Source organism: Bradyrhizobium uaiense (assembly GCF_010811875.1).
Classification (GTDB): Bacteria; Pseudomonadota; Alphaproteobacteria; order Rhizobiales; family Xanthobacteraceae; genus Bradyrhizobium; species Bradyrhizobium uaiense.
The window spans coordinates 1-17703 of the sequence record NZ_VKHP01000029.1 but is presented as its reverse complement, the minus strand read 5'-3'; the positions used below and the strand labels follow the sequence as shown (position 1 = coordinate 17703).

General features: G+C 61.7%; 14 protein-coding genes. 5 read left to right on the top strand and 9 right to left on the bottom strand.

The features are described from left to right. The 6 genes from FNJ47_RS10130 to asnB all read right to left on the bottom strand — a co-directional run bounded on the left by FNJ47_RS10130 (position 1) and on the right by asnB (position 5990). Positions 1–594: an acyltransferase gene (locus FNJ47_RS10130; RefSeq protein ID WP_163152936.1), complete on the bottom strand. Its 594-nt coding sequence runs from the start codon at positions 592–594 to the stop codon at positions 1–3. Continuing rightward, a complete protein-coding gene (locus FNJ47_RS10125) occupies positions 591–1529 on the bottom strand; it encodes a Gfo/Idh/MocA family oxidoreductase (protein WP_163152935.1) in 939 nt (312 codons plus the stop codon). Before FNJ47_RS10125 ends, FNJ47_RS10130 begins: the two co-directional genes overlap by 4 nt. Positions 1530–1645: 116 nt before the next feature. After that, positions 1646–2161 (bottom strand): transcription termination/antitermination protein NusG, encoded by a 516-nt coding sequence (nusG, locus tag FNJ47_RS10120; protein WP_163152934.1) that lies wholly within the window; start codon positions 2159–2161, stop codon positions 1646–1648. After that, complete coding sequence (locus FNJ47_RS10115) at positions 2161–2808, bottom strand: winged helix-turn-helix transcriptional regulator (protein ID WP_235999754.1); 648 nt, start codon at positions 2806–2808, stop codon at positions 2161–2163. Before FNJ47_RS10115 ends, nusG begins: the two co-directional genes overlap by 1 nt. A 94-nt stretch (positions 2809–2902) precedes the next feature. After that, positions 2903–4153: a glycosyltransferase family 4 protein gene (locus FNJ47_RS10110; RefSeq protein ID WP_163152933.1), complete on the bottom strand. Its 1251-nt coding sequence runs from the start codon at positions 4151–4153 to the stop codon at positions 2903–2905. 76 nt (positions 4154–4229) lie between these two features. Beyond that, entirely contained in the window at positions 4230–5990 is a 1761-nt protein-coding gene (asnB, locus tag FNJ47_RS10105; RefSeq protein ID WP_488226092.1) for an asparagine synthase (glutamine-hydrolyzing), read from the bottom strand. Between asnB and FNJ47_RS10100 the strand changes: the two genes are divergently transcribed. From FNJ47_RS10100 to FNJ47_RS10090, 3 genes are all read left to right on the top strand, one after another. Further along, positions 5961–6137 carry a hypothetical protein gene (locus tag FNJ47_RS10100; protein WP_163152925.1) on the top strand — a complete coding sequence of 59 codons (177 nt, stop codon included), beginning with the start codon at positions 5961–5963 and terminating at the stop codon, positions 6135–6137. The two genes, asnB and FNJ47_RS10100, sit on opposite strands and share 30 nt — an antisense overlap. A 194-nt stretch (positions 6138–6331) precedes the next feature. Then, positions 6332–7636: a glycosyltransferase family protein gene (locus FNJ47_RS10095; protein WP_163152931.1), complete on the top strand. Its 1305-nt coding sequence runs from the start codon at positions 6332–6334 to the stop codon at positions 7634–7636. 42 nt (positions 7637–7678) lie between these two features. Continuing rightward, positions 7679–8824, top strand: coding sequence for a glycosyltransferase family 4 protein (locus FNJ47_RS10090; RefSeq protein ID WP_163152930.1), 1146 nt, complete (start codon positions 7679–7681; stop codon positions 8822–8824). A 141-nt stretch (positions 8825–8965) separates the two neighbouring features. Here the strand turns inward: FNJ47_RS10090 and FNJ47_RS10085 are convergent, their stop codons facing one another. Together FNJ47_RS10085 and FNJ47_RS10080 are read right to left on the bottom strand one after the other, a co-directional pair. After that, entirely contained in the window at positions 8966–10363 is a 1398-nt protein-coding gene (locus FNJ47_RS10085; RefSeq protein ID WP_347341648.1) for an HlyD family type I secretion periplasmic adaptor subunit, read from the bottom strand. A gap of 4 nt (positions 10364–10367) precedes the next feature. After that, positions 10368–12512 (bottom strand): type I secretion system permease/ATPase, encoded by a 2145-nt coding sequence (locus FNJ47_RS10080; protein WP_163152928.1) that lies wholly within the window; start codon positions 12510–12512, stop codon positions 10368–10370. Between the two features lie 731 nt (positions 12513–13243). On the opposite strand from FNJ47_RS10080, the gene FNJ47_RS10075 reads away from it, so the two are divergent. Beyond that, complete coding sequence (locus tag FNJ47_RS10075; RefSeq protein ID WP_163152927.1) at positions 13244–13993, top strand: hypothetical protein; 750 nt, start codon at positions 13244–13246, stop codon at positions 13991–13993. A 192-nt stretch (positions 13994–14185) separates the two neighbouring features. Here FNJ47_RS10075 and FNJ47_RS10070 read toward each other — a convergent pair whose 3' ends face one another. Continuing rightward, entirely contained in the window at positions 14186–17356 is a 3171-nt protein-coding gene (locus FNJ47_RS10070) for a beta strand repeat-containing protein (RefSeq protein WP_206685305.1), read from the bottom strand. Between FNJ47_RS10070 and FNJ47_RS50470 the strand changes: the two genes are divergently transcribed. Beyond that, on the top strand, positions 17322–17703 hold a 382-nt coding region (locus FNJ47_RS50470; protein WP_206685304.1), incomplete at its 3' end, for a hypothetical protein. The two genes, FNJ47_RS10070 and FNJ47_RS50470, sit on opposite strands and share 35 nt — an antisense overlap.

The following is a 17703-nucleotide window of genomic DNA, read 5'->3' as shown; positions in this document are numbered from 1 at the left end:
TCAACCCTCGATTTCCACAAGCGCTTCGTTGTGAAGCTCATAACGACGATGCGTGCGTGGGCAGACCAGGTCGCTGCCCAGCCGCTCGCCTGCTCTGCTCATCCAACCAATTCGGCGAGCCGGATTACCCGCCATCAACGAAAAGGCGGCGACATCCTTCGTGACGACGGAACCTGCTCCGATGAAACTGTACTCGCCCAGCGAATGTCCGCAGACGATGGTCGCGTTTGCGCCGATGCTGGCGCCGCGCCCGATCGGTGTCCTGCGAAACTCGTCCTTCCGCGACACGCCGGCGCGCGGATTGTTCACATTCGTGAAGACGCAGCTCGGACCGCAGAACACGTCATCGTCAAGCTCGACGCCGTCATAGATCGAGACGTTGTTCTGGATCTTGCAGCCGTTTCCGATCCTGACGTTCGGACCGATCATCACGTTCTGGCCGATCGAGCAGTCTTCGCCGATCACCGTGCGCGGCAGAATGTGGCAAAAGTGCCAGATCTTGGTGCCACGCCCAAGCACCGCTCCATCATCGACGTAGCTCGATTGATGGATCAAGACGCCTGGAAAGCGCGGATCCTCGCGCATCTCGCTCATCTGTGCATCGCCTTCTGGGCGAAGGCGTGAACGCCATTGCTTCGGACGATCGGCGCATGGCGAAACGTGGAGACGATATCGATCGAGGGGCGAACTTCGTCCAGCCTGAAACCGCGACCGGCGACGATCTCCTCATAGCTCCGCGTATGGAGATCGGTGAACCCTTCGGAAAACTCGACCTCCTCGCCGTCGACAGTGATCGAGCGATAGGTCGTCTTCTTGCCTTTCACGCCGTCGGGCAAATCGTTGCGGTCCAGCGACAGGAACCAGCTCACATCCGCGCGCTCGCACTCCAGAGAGCCGGCCGCCCTCTCCGCCTCACGCAGATGCGCCTCGTTGCGACTGGCAGGGCCGAACACGAAGCTCAGCATGTCGAAGAAGTGCACTCCGATGTTGGTGGCCACGCCACCCGACTTCGGGTCTGCACCCTTCCAGGAGGTGTGATACCAGCGCCCGCGCGACGTGATATAGGTCAGCTCGACCTTGTGGCGCTTCTGCGAATTGGCGAAGCGATCGCGCAACGCGATGATCGCTGGATGCAGGCGCAATTGCAGAATGGTCGAGATGCGGCGGCCGGTGTCCTGCTCGATGGCGGCCAGTTCGTCGATGTCGCCGGGATTGAGGACCAGCGGCTTTTCGCAGATGGCATCCACGCCAGATCGCAGCGCAAACCGACAATGGGCGTCGTGCAAATAGTTCGGCGAGCAGATCGACATATAGTCGATCTTCTTGCCGCCTCTGCGCAACTGATCGACGTGACGATCGAACAGCTCGAACTGGGTGAAGAACTCGGCATCCGGAAAATGGCTATCCATGATGCCCACCGAATCGTTGGGATCGTACGCCACGGCCAGCCTTCCGCCGGTCTCGGCCATCGCCCGCATGTGCCGCGGCGCGATGTAGCCGGCAGCGCCGATCAGTGCGTAAGTCGTCATGGGCCCCTCTCTCAAACGTTTTCCGCCTGTTTCAGGCAAGCTACCGCACTCGGGGTGAATCGAGCATCACACCCAAGCCAAACATGTCCATCACGCCTGCCCGCGGGCAGACGCACTTACGCCGCAGCGATCAGGTCCGTCCCGACCAGAACACGGACCTTGCGGCCCAACAGGTTCAAGAGAACCGCAACGCGATGGTGATCGCTGGCGTCTTCAACGAGCGCAAGACTGTCGACGAACGCACCCTCGACAATTCGCACTTTATCCCCGGGCGAGAACGCCGGCCTGCGTGCAAGCGTGATGAAGCCGGCGTCGTCCTGGCGCCCCTTCAAGGCATCGATAACGCGGTCTTCCACCATGGCCGGCCGGTCTCCGACGCATACGAGGTGCGACACGCCGAGCGTTGATTGAATGGCGCGCCACCGCTGCGACGCGAGATCGATCCCGACGAAGAGATAACGCGGAAACAGCGGACGCGGCACGGTCTCCACCTTCCTGGCATGGCTGCGGCGCTTCAGGTAACGGGGAAAATAGACGGAAAAGCCCTGCCGCTCGAGGTTGGCGGCCGCCTTTGCTTCGGCATTGACTTGCGTCTGGACGACGTACCAGCGGGTCCCGAGCTCCATCGCCATCATGCCCCCAGCGACTGCTTTGGACGCAAGCCCAGCAGATCAGGCGCGAGGACTTTCTCCGCGCCGAAATTGCTGACTGCCTGCTCGAATACGCTTCGCGCCGCCGTCAGATGCGTCACGACGACCGCATCGAACGGCTCGTCCACCAACGCGTAGGAGGAGACGACCTTGACACCAATGAACCGGGTCGCGGTTGCATCGGGATCCACGATCGCAAGGACAGAAACTGGCCCATCGACCGCGCACAGGATCGCAATTTCGCAAAGATCCGACTGTCCGGCGAGCACCACCCGCCTGAAGCCGAGCGCCTGAGCGCGCTCAAACAGCCTGCCGTACTCCTCTTTCGCCTTGCGGAAGAGCGAAAAGGAATCAGACAGGAACTGGACGGTCAGGCGCGATTTCTCAGAGAAGCCTTGCGGCGTGAGGTAGTAGGCATAGCGCCGCGCCGGTGCCTGCCCGACCTTGACGAAGCCCTTCTTGATCGCCCGCTTGAGATAGGCGTTGACGAGGCCGAGCGCGACGCCGAGATCGGCTGCCATCCGCCGCTGCGATTGCGCACCATCTGCCTCGAGCGAGGTGAGCAGCCCGAGCACCAGCCGGTCGCTGTCATTCTCATCCGTTGGTAGAAGTCCTGCCATCACGCCCATCCCCACTGGAGGGGCTGATAGCGCGTTCACTGGATGAACGTCAAGCTAATTCGTTCACATCATGAACGTTGTAAGCAACTGATAATAAAAGATTTTATTTGAGACCAATGTGTCGCGGGGGCCACACTTGGGCAGGATCCCCCGGCTCGGCCAGATATCGCGTGGCGAGCGTCGAATAGCTGTACCGCTGTGCGATGGCGACGCGCTCGGCCCGCGAACGCACCGGACCGTTGAGCGCAGCGCGCAGCGACGCGGCGAGTGCGCCGGGGTCGTCCGGCGCGCATCGGGCAGTCACCAAATCCTCGAGCCCAACGAGCGCCCGCTCCTCGCAGGCAATGACGCTGCGCGGCGCGAACAGACCGTAGTCGAACAGCTTGTTGGGACTGATGCCGTGGTGGTAGAGCGCGTTCTTGTGGAAGGCGACCACCGCGCAATCGGACGCGTGCAGCATGCCGTGCACGATGGATCGGTCAACCTCGTCGTGAAACTCGACGTTGGCGAGCCCGGCCGCCCGCTGTTTGAGCGCGACCCGGGACGTGCCGGAACCGATCATCACAAAATGGATCCCGGAGTTCGCTTCGCCGAGGATCGAGGCAGCGTCGAGAATAGCCTCCACGGCATTGGGCGGGCCCATGCCGCCGGCGTAGAGGACGACGCGCACGCCCTGCTGCTTGAGCAGGTTGATGCGGTCGATCAGGGGGTGATCAAGCTTCTCGATAGTGAGCGCGCTCTGTATCTCACCGTCGGACACCCCGTTGGGGACCCACAAGAACTTGCCTGCCGGCAAGCCACGCGCGCGCATGTGAGCTTCGGCTCCGGCCAAGAGGCAGATCACGCGATCAGCCGCGCGATAGGCGGCGCGCTCCTTCCAGCCGAGCAGCTTCATCAGGGGATGCCATGCCGGCGTCATTCCAAGCGCCACGATGCTTTCCGGCCAGAGATCGCGGACCTCCAGCCAAAACCTGGCATCGAAATGCCGGGCGATCTGGTGCGCCGCTGAAATGAAGAACAGATGCGGGCTCGACGCGATCATCAGATCCGGTTTGCCGAACTGCGCGGCAATTGCGTTCGCGGTCGAGCGGACGGCCGGCCCAAAGCTCAGATTGTTCCGAAGCCGCCCCAAGCTGCCACTGCCATAGCGCGGCGTGTCGAGGAACCAGAAGTCGACGTCGTTGATCCGCTGCGGCCCGGCAGCGCGCGCCTCCCGATGCAGGTGATGGAAGCCGGCGCTGACCACGACGACCCGATGCCCCATTCTTCCCCAGGCGTCGGCGAGCCAAAACGGCCGCCAGTGACGGCCGAGGCCCGGTCCCCCGGCGAACGGATGCAATAGCCAGATGTTCATGGGGCCGCCCGGACGGCAGCAGCCAGCAAGCCGTCAATTGCGGACAGCAACGATGACATCCAGGAATCCCCAGGCCTCATGGCGCTTCGACCCGAAAGCGCTCACCCCAGAGCGCAACGCAATAAAGCCTCCAGCGCATCCCGAGATCGAGCCGATGAAATTTTCTCTTGAGCTTCGGCATGTCGACATAACGGGCCAAGAGCTCGCTTGCGATCACCTTGTCATACATCGGAGCCGAGTGTCGCGTGAGCCAGATCCGGTCCGGAGCAGCGAAACCGACCTTGTCCTTCCGCCAGCTGATGCTGGCCGGCAGCTGATCGCTCATGGCGGCACGGAGCGGCCATTTTGCCCATCCCTTGTTCAGCTTGATGCGTGTTGGCAGCGCCAACGCAAACTCGACGAAGCGATAGTCAAGGAACGGAAGTCGCGTTTCGATGCCGAACCGCATCGAGTTCTTGTCTTCGAAACGCAGCAGCATCGGCAGATTGGTCTCGGTAATCTCCAGCACCTGCATGGCCTGCGCATCCCTCGTCTTCGAGGCAAAGCGGCGAAGCGGCTCGGGCAGGCCGGGATTTCTGAGAAAACTGTAACGCAGCCGGTAATAGGCAGCGCGCAGCCCTGCCGAACTGGCACCGAACAGATACATCAGCAACCGCCCGCGCGAAACGCCTGCCCGCGTGGCGGCACCGAAGGCCGACAGAAATCCGCGGAAGCCGCCGCTGCGAAGATGGTCGAGCAACCAGGCCGCATAGTAGCGATGGTACCCCAACAACGTTTCGTCACCGCCCTGACCATCGAGCAGCACGATGACGCCGTTCGACCGCGCGGCCTGCATCACCGCATACTGCATCATGATCGAAGGGCCGGCGAACGGCTCCTCCTGGACGTCGAGCAAGGTCTCGGCCGTGGATGCGAAGTCCTGATAGGACGGTTTGGTGCGTAGCCAGTTCAATTCTGCCTTTTCCGCAACCTCCGCCGCGTACTCCTCTTCATTGTTGGACGCCTGCTCGCTCACGGCCGTGATGGCAAAGAAGCGCTCGCTCGAACCTGGCGCATAGCGCCGCGCCGCCAGTGTCGCGACGCTCGAACTGTCCAGCCCACCCGACAGGCAGGTTCCGACACGGACATCCGAACGCAACCGCAGACGCGTCGCGTCATCAAGCAGCTCTCGCAACGATTTCGCTGCGCCGCCTTCGTCGGAGACGGCCGCCCCAGGCGCAAGCGAATAGTAGCGTTCGATTTCGATCTGCCCGGTCGACACGTCGACGCGCATCCGATGCCCGGGAGGCAACTTCTCGACGCCCTTGAAGAAGGTCCGGCTGGTATGGTCGGTCATGCCGCAAACGAGGAAATCGCTGATCAGATCGTCATCCGCAATCGGGCGCTCGACCAACGGAAGAAGCTGGCGGATCTCCGAGCCGAACGCGAACTGCCTCGCCGTATTGATGTAGTAGAACGGCTTCACGCCGAACCTGTCCCGGGCGCAGAACAGCGTGTTGTCGCGCTCATCGTGAATCGCAAACGACCACATGCCGTTGAAGCGCTCCAGGCACCCAGCACCCCAGCAAACATAGGCTGTGAGCAGGACCTCGGTGTCCGAGGCCGTGTGAAAGGTATATCCGAGCGCCTCGAGCTCCGTGCGGAGCTCGACGTAATTGTAGATCTCTCCGTTGTAGGTGATCCAGATGGGAAGCCGTCTGTCGCGCATCGGCTGCGCGCCGTCGTCGGTCAGATCGATGATGGCCAGTCGCCGGTGTCCCATCCCGACGTTCCCGTTGACCCTCACCCCACGCCCATCCGGTCCGCGGTGGGCGACGAGATCGGTCATCTGGTCCACTTGGCGGGCATCGACGGGCCCGGTCTTATCTACGAGGCCAAATATGCCGCACACGAAATGCCTATCCAGATTGATTCGATGGCGGAGCTCGGTATAACCGCCGCGTCGGAATATGTGCGCATTTGGAACAAACCGCCGCTGTCTTAGCCTGTTCATGTATTGAGCGTCAACGTTCCCGGACCAATCGAAGCTGCCTTCATGCGCTGCTGAAACCTGAGATAGCGAGGCTCGGCCGCCAGCTCTGCACTGCCTCTCCGGGCTTGCATCACATGGCCGCTTCGGACCAAACCTGTGCTAGAAACCGCTGGCTGATGTTGAGTTGGCATCCATCGGATCCCTGAGTGAACAAGATTGAACCCATCGGACCGACGTCCCTGACGGAAGCGCCGCTTCCCCCCGACGGCATTGCATCGCCCCCGCGGGCCCGATCTGCCATCGCAGGTTTCGTCACCCGCGTGCTTGTTCGCGCGGCGCGGCGCGCCACCGAGAAGCGTCTGGCCAAAGGAAAGGTGCGTACCTTGTGGGCCGCCACCCCGATCCTCACCTTGCCGCTTCTCGCACGCTGCGATCGCTTGCTGGGATTTCGCTCCTCGTCGCTGGTGTTCAACACGTACTACGTGACGAGATCATTCGACATCAATCTCATCCTGTTCGAGGGTTTCCTTCGACTGCTGCGCAGCCGAAGAGGTCTCGGCCTGTTTCGTCGCGTGGTCCTGGCGTGGGCCCTGCTTCGCTACGATATCTTCAACTACTTCTACGACCGTGGCCTGATGCTGAGCGATGGACGCTATGGCATCAACCCTGAGGAACTCGATCTCCTGTTCCAGTCGGGAAAGCGCTTGTACACCTACGCCTACGGCGCCGATGTCCGGGCACGGGAATCAACGCTCGCACTCGGTCACCCGAACCTGTGCGAGGAATGCCCGGCTCCGGGCAAGTTCTGTGTCTGTACGACAGAGATGCACGCCTCATCGATCAACCGCCTCACAGGCCGCGCGACCGCGCAGATCGCGATGGGGGACATGGTGACGTATGTGCCTGGCTGCCGGGACATGCACTATTGGCCGATCGACGCAAGCACGCTCGCCGCGAAGCCCCCGGTCTACAAGGCCGGCGACGTGCTGAAGGTGGCCCATGCGCCGAACCACGGACACTTCAAGGGGACCAGGCTTCTGATCGAGGCGATCGATCGGCTGGTGAAGGAAGGAGAGAAGATCGAGCTGGTTTCCGTCCAGGGCGTTCCCAACAAGAAGGTCCTCGAGCTCTTTGGTGCATCGCACGTTGTTGCAGATCAGTTTGTCGCAGGCTTTCACGGCTACACGGCCCTCGAGGCGATGGCCATGGCGAAGCCGGTCTTGTGCTTTCTGCGCGGCGACCAAATGATGATTGATCCGGCAACCTGCCCGATCATCAACACGCGTCCCGACGAAATCTATGATGTGCTGAAGCGATGCTTGAGCGGTGCGCTCGACCTGAATGCCATCGGCAAGGCCGGGCGCCGCTACGTAGAAGCACATTATAGCCTGCGAGCCGTCGCAGCCCGGCTCGGAAGGCTCTATTGTGAAACCGCCGATCTTCCCGAAGATCTGCAGACAAGCTTGACGAAGCAAATCGGCGAGTTCGCGAGCCGCGATCATGCCGAGTAGCCCGCAACCTTCGTCCCGTTCGGTGGACCTGAATACCCGCACATGAGAATCCTGCACGGACCAGTCAATGTCGGCAATCAGCCTTGGGTGCTATCCCGCGCCGAACGGCAGCTGGGGGCATCCAGCGACGTCGTCGTTCGGAACGACACATGGCTTGGATACTCGGCGGACCGGGTGCTATCGGCAAAGAGCGCCGGATTTGTTGAAACCGCCATTCGCAGCACGGCGTTCGGCCTCAAGAACCAATGGCGCTACGACGTTCTTCATTTCTACTTTGGACAGACCTTTCTGTCGCCAGGCTTTCCGCTTTCAGCACCGGGATCATTGCTCTCCAGGGCGTCGCTGCTGACGGACACGATCAACCGGCTTTCGGCTGTAGACCTGCATGTCGCGCGCTTCTTCAACAAGAAGCTGTTCATGACGCTGCAAGGTTGTGACGTCCGACTGGCGAATGAGGGCAACAAGAGAAACCAATGGACGATGTGCGCCCCGCAGCATTGCGAGCTGTATCAAAGATGCACGGACGCGCTCGACCATCGACGCAACTTCCTGATCGAAAAGGTCCTGCCGCTGTTCGATCGCGTCTTCTATCTCAATCCTGAGCTCGGCCACGTCGTACCGAACGGTCGATTCCTCCCCTACTCCAACGTCGAGATCGAGAAGTTCGACGTTGCGTTGCCCTCCCAGCAAGGACGGCCGAAGATTGTTCATGCCCCGACCGCCGGACGGATCAAGGGCACACCGATGATCATGAACGCCCTCGAACAGTTGCGATCGCGGTACGACTTCGACCTGGTCCTTGTCGAAAACACCAGCCACGAGCGAGCGCTCGAGATTTATCGATCGGCCGATCTCGCGATCGACCAGGTGCTGGCAGGCTGGTATGGAGGCTTTGCCGTCGAAATGATGGCAATGGGAAAGCCGGTCGCATGTTACATCAGAGAAGAAGATATGATGTTCGTGCCGGACGCCATCAAGCGCGATCTGCCTCTCTACCGGCTGAACCCGGCAAATCTTGTCGAGGACATTGCCGCCATTCTTGATCGGCGATCCGAATGGCAGATCCGTGGCCAGGCATCGCGGCTCTATGTCGAACGGTGGCACAACCCGAAGCAGATCGCCAAGGCGATGCTCGATGCCTACGAAGATCCCAATAGCGATTTCAAGCTGATCGCGGACGCCAGCTGAGGCCGGACCTTCGAACCGTCGTCCGCAAGATTGCAGCTCAGCCGACACCCCTTGCAAGCGCGCCACCGACTGCGGGCGCCATCGGCGATCAAGCTCTCATCTGGCCCTGCGCAGTGCCGAAAGTGTGGAGCAGCTCACAGATCATCTCTCCCTCATGCTGTCATGCCCATATCTGACCAGGGGTGACAGCAAGTACGAGAGTAGGGATCGCGCTCCAGTTGAAATCTCAACTGTCACGGCCATACCCGGGGACAGGTTGATCTCGCGATCGTCGATCATCATCTCCGTGCGATCCATCGACACACGTGCGGTGAACACCAGCTGCTGCCCTGCCGGCTCGCTCGTCGTGTTGGTAGATCCCGGCGCCTGGTCGCCGGACTTGTCCCGCGGCTTTTCGCGAACGACCGCGTCGCGGGAGACGCTCTCGACAGTGCCGTGGATCAATCCGTATTTGGTAAAGTTGAAGGTGTCGATCTTGATTTGCGCTTTTTGACCAGGACGCACAAATCCGACGTCCTTGTTCGGCACCATCGCTTCGATCTCGATGCGTCCGCTTGCGGGGGCGATGATCAGAAGCACCTGAGCGGGCGTCACGATGCCACCCGCGGTGTGAATCGCGAGCTGTTGGACGGTCCCGTCGATCGGCGACGTCATGTATTGCGCGTTGATCTTGCTTTGCACCTTCTCGATGTCGTGCGCCAGGCCGTCGGCCTTGCGCCGAGCTTCGACAAGCTGCCCGAACAACGTCCTCTGAAATTCAGCTATGGCCTGATCGCGCGATCCACTGAGCGCGGCGATGCTGGCTTCGGCTTCCTGCAGATGGTTCTGCTGGACCACGACTTCACGCTGCGCCTCGGTCAGCGACTGGTAAATCTCCAGATACTGGTACTTCGAGGTGTATTCGCGCTCGGACGACGTCTTCCGGATATCGACCCTCTGCTGGATGATGGGAACGATGGCCGCGAGCTTCTCGAGCGTCGCCTGGGTGGTCGCTCGCGTGGCCTTTTTTTCCTCGAGTTGACGCGAGAGCGATTCGATCTTGGCGCGAAACTCGGCCGTCTGCTTCAGCAGGTAGTCCCGCTCCACCGCGACTTCAGACGGTGAGGCATCATCAGGCGGATGAAAGGCGGTCAGAGGGTCGTCCGCATTAGCGAGTGCGGCGTTAATTCTGGCGACTTCGAGCCGGGCCGCCCGGTAATCGACGACCAGATGATCCCGTTCGGCCTGGTTGATGCGCGGATCCACCTCGACCAGAACGTCACCGGCCTTCACCTGCTGACCTTCGTGAACGTGAATCGCCTTCACGATCCCGGTTTCAAACGGCTGGATCACCTTCGTTCCGCCGATGGGAACGATCTTGCCCTGTGCGGATGCGACGATGTCCACCTTGCCGAAGGCCGCCCAGGCGAGCGCGACGCAGAAGACCGCGATCACTGTCGCGCCGGTGAGCCGTCCGGCGGGCGAGGCTGGCGTCTCCACGATTTCGAGCGCCGCCGGCAGGAACTCCCGCTCGTCGGTACCGGACCGCAGGGCAAGCACGTTCCTAATCCGCGCCATCCGCCCGCCCCTCCTGCAAGCGATAGAGCTTGGAGTATCTACCGTTCACGCTGATCAGCTGCTGATGCGTGCCGTCCTCGACGATCGACCCGTTTTCAACCGTCAAAATCCGATTGGCCCGGCGGATCGTGGACAGCCGGTGCGCGATGATCAGGGCGGTGCGTCCCCGCACGATCTGAAGCATGTTCTGCTGGATGATCTGCTCGCTTTCGTAATCCAGCGCGCTGGTGGCTTCATCGAAGATCAGAATTCGCGGGTTGGTCACGAGCGCTCGCGCGATCGCGATGCGCTGCCGCTGCCCGCCGGACAGCGTCGAACCTCGCTCGCCCACGGTCGTATCGTATCCATCCGTCAGTTCGAGGATGAACTCATGCGCACCGGCAAGCTTTGCTGCCGCCACGACGCGCTCGATCGGCATGCCCGGCTCGGCCACCGCGATGTTCTCGCGTATGCTTGCATTGAACAGCACATTGTCCTGCAACACCACGCCGATCTGGCGCCTCAGCCAGGACGGATCGACCACCGCAAGGTCGACGCCGTCGATGAGAACCCGGCCGCGCTCCGGCACATAGAGCCGCTGCACGAGCTTTGCGATCGTGCTCTTGCCGGATCCCGACGATCCGACGATCCCCACCACCTGCCCTGCGGGAATCTCGAAATCGATGTCCTTCAGAACCTCCCTGCCATCCAGCTGATAGCGAAATCCGACCCGATCGAATTTGATCGCCCCGGATATTTCGGGGAGCGTTGACCGACCGAGATTGTAGGTCGGCTCCGCCGGCGTGTTGAGGATGTCGCCGAGCCGCTCGACCGACAGCCGCGCCTGGTGGAAGTCCTGGTATATCTGCGCCAGCCGCAGCACCGGCTGACTGACCCTGCCCGCCAGCATGTTGAAGGCGACCAGCTCGCCCACGGTCAGGTTGCCTTCGATCACCGCCTTGGCGCCGAGATAGAGCGTGATCGCGGTGGTCGCCTTGCTGACGAACTGGACCGCCTGGCTGGTGACATTTCCGAGGTTGGAAACGCGGAAGCTCGACGTGACGTAGCCGGCGAGCTGCTCTTCCCACTTGCGCTGCGCCTGCGGCTCGATCGCCATCGACTTCAGCGTTTCGATTCCGGTTACGCTCTCCACCAGAAAAGCCTGGTTTTCGGCTCCCCGCCTGAACTTCTCGTCGAGGCGTCGGCGGAAGACGGGTGTCGCGCTCATCGACAGCGCCACATAGAACGGCAACGAGCCGACGACGACCAGCGTCAGAAGCGGCGAGTAGACGAACATGACGGCGAGGAAGACGAACGTGAAGAACAAGTCGATGGTGAGCGTCAGCGCGGAGCCGGTGAGAAAATTCCGAATGTTTTCCAGCTCGCGTACCCTGGCGACGGAATCACCGACCCGGCGGGCCTGGAAATAAGACAGCGGCAACGCCAGCAGGTGACGGAAGAGTCTCGCTCCGAGCTCGACGTCGATGCGATTTGTCGTGTGCGAGAAGACGTAGGTCCGCAATGTGCCGAGAACTGTTTCGAACAGCACGATCGCAAAGAAAGCGAAGATCAGCACGTCCAACGTGCTGAGATTCTGATGCACCAGCACCTTGTCGATGACGACCTGGAATATCAGCGGCGAAGCCAGCGCAAACAGCTGGAGAAAGAAGGAAGCGACCAGGACTTCGGCCAGAAGCGCGCGATATTTCACGATCGCGGCCAGGAACCAGGTGATGTCGAAGCGCCGCGTCAGTTCGACCAGGCGTGCACGACGCGTGAACAAGACGATCTGGCCGTCCCAGATCTTCTCGAACTCGGCCTGACTGAGGATCTGCGGCACGGCAATCTTGGCGGACTGAACGAGAACCTTGCCCTCGGCCGCCTTGCCCAGGATCAGGAATCCACCGTCGCGCAGGGTTGCGATTGCCGGAAGCGGCGTTTTGAGCAGCCGCTTGAAGCTCGTTCGAAAGGCCCGCGCCTTGAAGCCCGATTGCCTCGCGAAGCGGAGCATCTCGGGGACGCCAATGACGACGTTTCCAAGCGCGTGCTGAATCTGCTTGGGGTCTGCAGCAAAACCATTGAGCTGGAGCAGACGGGCGAGCGCGATCAGCCCTTCGTCGGTTGCGCTGTGCTGGTCCGGACCTTCGGACACCTGTCTTCCTGAAATATGAATAACAATAAGCTCCCTGATATTGCGAGAACGGCCTAATTTGCAAGTATCTGAGCTAGGCTACCAGCCCTGGTTGTCAAAAATACTTAATTCAATGCCCGTCCCCCTGGAGCGATCTCCCTCGCTCCGGGGGGACGGGTTTTCCATACAGGTTGCGCGATCACCCTATGCGTGATGCAGCGTGGTCAGCACACCACTGGTCGAACGTTGGGACAACCGAGGCTCCTGCGCGTCGGTCGCGCGAGGCTGCAAAGGTCGGGGGCCAGATAGCGGCCAACCAGCGAAATGCCGCCATATGCCTACCATCGGTCCCGGTCAGCGGGCCACCCGTAGTATTCCCGGTATGGGCGGGGATTGGACGGATACGAAGTTGATGTCGGCGAAGTGGACAGTGCTTGCGCTGCGCTGCCCGCAACGGTCCCCGAAGCTCGTGGAGCTGCCACGCCTGAGCTTTCCGGTGCTGCCACGGAACGCCACCGGTGCCGTCGTCTCGCGGGGCGGGCTCCAGCGTGCTGCCTGCGAACCAGTGTTCGTTTCCGCTGGTGTCCCAGAGACCGTATTCGGTAAGCTAGGCTGGTAGCTTAGCTATCAAGGATCCTGGCCGGCCATCTCAAACGACGAATGCAAGATGCCGGTAACTCACGATCCGCATCAGGTAAATGCCGCGAGCGAATGAGCTTGAATTCCTTCGTTCGCGTCCACCGAGGGGTATCATGTCGCAACCGCCCTATATTCTTGTCGCCACCCCAACCTACGGAGGATTGGCGACCACTTCATACATAACCTCACTTTTGACGCTTCAAACGACGTGCCTCGAGCTTGGCGTTGGCATGGGCGTTCGCTTCTTCAGCGATTCGCTGGTCACGCGCGCACGCAACGAGCTTGTCCGCCAGTTTCTGGCCCACGAGCACGCAACGCACCTGATGTTCATCGATGCAGACATCGGATTCTCGCCCGACCAGGTGCTGCGACTTCTGAAATTCAACGTCGACGTTGCGGCGGGCGCCTATCCCTTGAAGGAAGTCGACTGGGCCAAGGCCGAACGCGCCATCAAGGCCGGTCGTTCCAATGTGCAAACCGCGGCACTGCACTATGTACTGGCTTGGGAGGACAGCACCGCAATCACGGCGAGGGACGGCTTCGCGCCCGTGAAACGCATCGGCACCGGTTTCCTCCTCATCCGACGCAATGTCATCGAGCGGATGTGCGACGCGTATCCCGAGCTTCGTCACATAGCTCCGGTCTACGCGGGGCACGTACCCGAAAACAGCCCCCGCTGGGCCCTGTTCGACTGCATGATTGATCCCGAGACTAAGGAATACCTTTCGGAGGATTATGCGTTCTGCCGGCGATGGCGCGATCTCGGCGGCGAAATCTGGCTCGATACGTTCAGCAAATTGAACCACACCGGCCCGGTGACGTTTACAGGAGATCTGCAGGCGCAGTTTATCCGACCCGAATAACGAAACGGATAGCTCCACACTTTTCAATACACCGCGCTTTGCCGTCGAATGGCCATTTGGACATTCGACCGGCAAAGTGACGGGCAAGACGAGGCCATCTCTCCGTACAGGAATCCTGTCGCGGTCTACGCTACGCTTCTCGTCCCCCTCACCAGGATCCTTTCCGTCCGGTCGATCTCCAATCGGTACGGTCTAGGCATGCGGCTGCGTCAGTTGGGCCTGCATGACGGCTGCGGCAGGCTCCGTGATCAGCGTTCCGCCGTGGCCGTCGCCGGCCGCAACGAAACTGTTGGCGGCATACTGGCCAAGCAGCGCAATCTGAGCCATGTGCGTGCCGTCGCTGACGCTGAGGGTTCCTCCTGTGCCGCTGCTGTTAGCCGAGAAGCCCACGGTGGTGGCAGAGCCGAAGCCGATGTCCCGCAGGTCGAGCTGATCCTGACCTCCGAAATCCGACACCGTTCCGCTGAACGCCGCAGATTGGTCGAGCTGCAGCGTGCCGCTGCTGCCGGCAAAGATCGCGTGCCCCGCATAGGCGCCGGTAAGCTCGAGTGTTGCGCCTTGCTCAACGGTTACCGGATCGACCACCGTGAACTGTTGCCAGCCGGTCGTGGTGTTGTTGTTCAGCAAAAGCTGCGCCCACAGCGTGTCGGTGTTGCCGGTCGTGCCCTCGTTGAACACGGTGTTGGCGACATCGCCGGGAGCCACGTTGATCGTGTGGCCGCCGGTTTGCGCCACACCGTTTACAACGAACTGACCCGTAGCAGGAGTTCCATCGGAATCCCACAGCTCGAGCTTCTGATACCCGACATTGCCGGGATCCAGGATCGTCACCAGGTTGGACAGCGCAATGGTCTGGCCAGGGGTCGCGGTGCTGAAGTTGTGCACCGTGACCGTCGGATTCGGGACCGAGACCGCAAACTGCTGCCAGCCACTTGCCGTGCCGTTCTGAATGAGCTGCGCCCACAGCGTATCGGTGCCGGCTGAAGTCCCGGCATCGAACACCACATTGGCGCCCGACGGCACATTGATCGCCTGGCCTGCGGTCTGCGCCACGCCGTTGATCAGGAACTCGCCGCCGGCCGCCGTGCCGTTCGAATCCCACAGCTGCAGCTGATACGTCGCATTGCTCGGATTGGAAACATTCACCAGGCTCGAGAGCGCAATCTGCGCACCCGCCGTGGCACTTGGCAGGCTCGAGACACTCAGCGTCGGCGCCGGCACCGTGACGGCGAACTTCTGCCAGCCACTTGCCGCGCCGTTGCCCTGAACGAGCTGCGCCCACAGCGTATCGGTGCCGGCTGAAGTCCCGGCATCGAACACCACATTGGCACCTGACGGCACATTGATCGCGTGGCCTGCGGTCTGCGCCACGCCGTTGATCAGGAACTCGCCGCCGGCCACCGTGCCGTTCGAATCCCACAGCTGCAGCTGATACGCCGCATTGCTTGGATCGGACACGTTGACCAGGCTCGAGAGCGCAATCTGCGCACCGGCCGTGGCGCTGGGCAGGCTCGATACACTCAGCGTCGGCGCCGGCACCGTGACCGCGAACTTCTGCCAGCCACTTGCCGTGCCGTTGCCTTGAACGAGCTGCGCCCACAGCGTATCGGTGCCGGATGACGTCCCGGCATCGAACACCACATTGGCACCCGACGGTACATTGATCGCCTGGCCCGCGGACTGCGCCACGCCGTTGATCAGGACCTCGCCGCCAGCCGCCGTGCCGTTCGAATCCCACAGCTGCAGCTGATACGTCGCGTTGCTCGGATTGGACACGTTCACCAGGCTCGAGAGCGCGATCTGCGCACCGGCCGTGGCGCTTGGCAGGCTCGAGACATTCAGCGTCGGCGCCGGCACCGAGACCGTGAACTGCTTCCAGCCACTCGCCGTGCCGTTCTGAATGAGCTGCGCCCACATCGTATCGGTGCCGGCTGACGTCCCGGCATCGAACACCACATTGGCGCCCGATGGCACATTGATCGCCTGGCCTGCGAGCTGCGCCACGCCGTTGATCAGGAACTCGCCGCCGGCCACCGTGCCGTTCGAATCCCACAGCTGCAGCTGATACGTCGCGTTGCTCGGATCGGACACGTTCACCAGGCTCGAGAGCGCGATCTGCGCGCCGGCCGTGACACTCGGCAGGCTCGAGACATTCAGCGTCGGCGCCGCCACCGAGACCGTGAACTGCTGCCAGCCACTTGCCGTGCCGTTGCCCTGAACGAGCTGCGCCCACAGCGTATCGGTGCCGGCTGACGTCCCGGCATCGAACACCACATTGGCACCCGACGGCACATTGATCGCATGGCCTGCGGTCTGCGCCACGCCGTTGATCAGGAACTCGCCACCGGCCACCGTGCCGTTCGAATCCCACAGCTGCAACTGATACGTGGCATTGCTTGGATCGGACACGTTCACCAGGCTCGAAAGCGCAATCTGAGCGCCCGCCGTGGCACTTGGCAGGCTCGATACGCTCAGCGTCGGCGCCGGCACCGAGACCGTAAACTGCTGCCAGCCACTTGCCGTGCCGTTCTGAACGAGCTGCGCAAACAGCGTATCGGTGCCGGCTGACGTCCCGGCATCGAACACCACATTGGCGCCCGACGGCACATTGATCGCATGGCCTCCGGTCTGCGCCACGCCGTTGATCAGGAACTCGCCGCCGGCTGCCGTGCCGTTCGAATCCCACAGCTGCAGCTGATACGTCGCATTGCTTGGATCGGAAACGTTGACCAGGCTCGAGAGCGCAATCTGCGCACCGGCCGTGGTGCTGGGCACGCCCGATACACTCAGCGTCGGCGCCGCCACCGAGACCGTAAACTGCTGCCAGCTACCTAGCGCGCCGTTGTTTTGAACGAGCCGCGCGTACAGAGTATCGGTACCGGCCGAAGTACCGGCATCGAACACCACATTGGCGCCCAACGGCACATTGATCGCATGGCCTGCGGTCTGCGCCACGCCGTTGATCAGGAACTCGCCGCCGGCTGCCGTGCCGTTCGAATCCCACAGCTGGAGAGTCTGATAGCCGGCACCGTTGGGATCGGACACGGTAACCAGGCTCGACAAGGTGATCAACTGACCTGCACTCGCCGAAGGGTAGTTCGCGACGTTAACCGACGGCGTAATAGGTGGTGTGGCCGTAATCAGCGTGCCCGTACCAGAATCCTGCGTTGCAGTGAAGCCAACTCCGGGATTCTGACCCAGCTGCAGATCATACGTTATTCCGCCCTCGACAACTTGAAGCATGCTGCCGGATACAACAGTGGCTGAGCCACCGGACGCGAATATCACGCCGGTCAGATCGATGGTGTCACCGACGACGATGCCGCTGATGATGTCGCTGGGCATGGTGGTGCCGTCGATCACCAGCGTTCCGCTGGAGCTGGCGAAGGTAATGCCGCCGCTCGCGATGCTTCCGGCCTGCAGCTCGACGCTGCCGCCCGAAATCGTCATCGCACCGGTCGATCCGCCGGACGAAACGATTTCCGTACCGCCGGCAAACACCGCAACGTTGCTGGTCACCGTGCCGGCAACATTGAAAGTGCCGCCGCTGGAGACGCTGACATTGTGGGCAGTCGCCCCGGACAGGACATTCAACATGCCGCCACTGCTGACGGTCGTGTGGTCGATCGCGCCTCCCGACGACACGTTCACCGTGCCGCCCGAAATCCCTGTCCCGGAGCTGGTCACGCCGGTGACCACGCCTCCGGAGA

Bases quoted from the DNA above. Each gene is read 5' to 3' on its own strand.
- nusG (WP_163152934.1), bottom strand. From the start codon at position 2,161: ATGGCGATGGAGCTCGGGACCCGCTGGTACGTCGTCCAGACGCAAGTC.
- FNJ47_RS10075 (WP_163152927.1), top strand. From the start codon at position 13,244: ATGTCGCAACCGCCCTATATTCTTGTCGCCACCCCAACCTACGGAGGA.
- FNJ47_RS10130 (WP_163152936.1), bottom strand. From the start codon at position 594: ATGAGCGAGATGCGCGAGGATCCGCGCTTTCCAGGCGTCTTGATCCAT.
- FNJ47_RS10090 (WP_163152930.1), top strand. From the start codon at position 7,679: ATGAGAATCCTGCACGGACCAGTCAATGTCGGCAATCAGCCTTGGGTG.
- FNJ47_RS10125 (WP_163152935.1), bottom strand. From the start codon at position 1,529: ATGACGACTTACGCACTGATCGGCGCTGCCGGCTACATCGCGCCGCGG.
- FNJ47_RS10110 (WP_163152933.1), bottom strand. From the start codon at position 4,153: ATGAACATCTGGCTATTGCATCCGTTCGCCGGGGGACCGGGCCTCGGC.
- FNJ47_RS10115 (WP_235999754.1), bottom strand. From the start codon at position 2,808: ATGGGCGTGATGGCAGGACTTCTACCAACGGATGAGAATGACAGCGAC.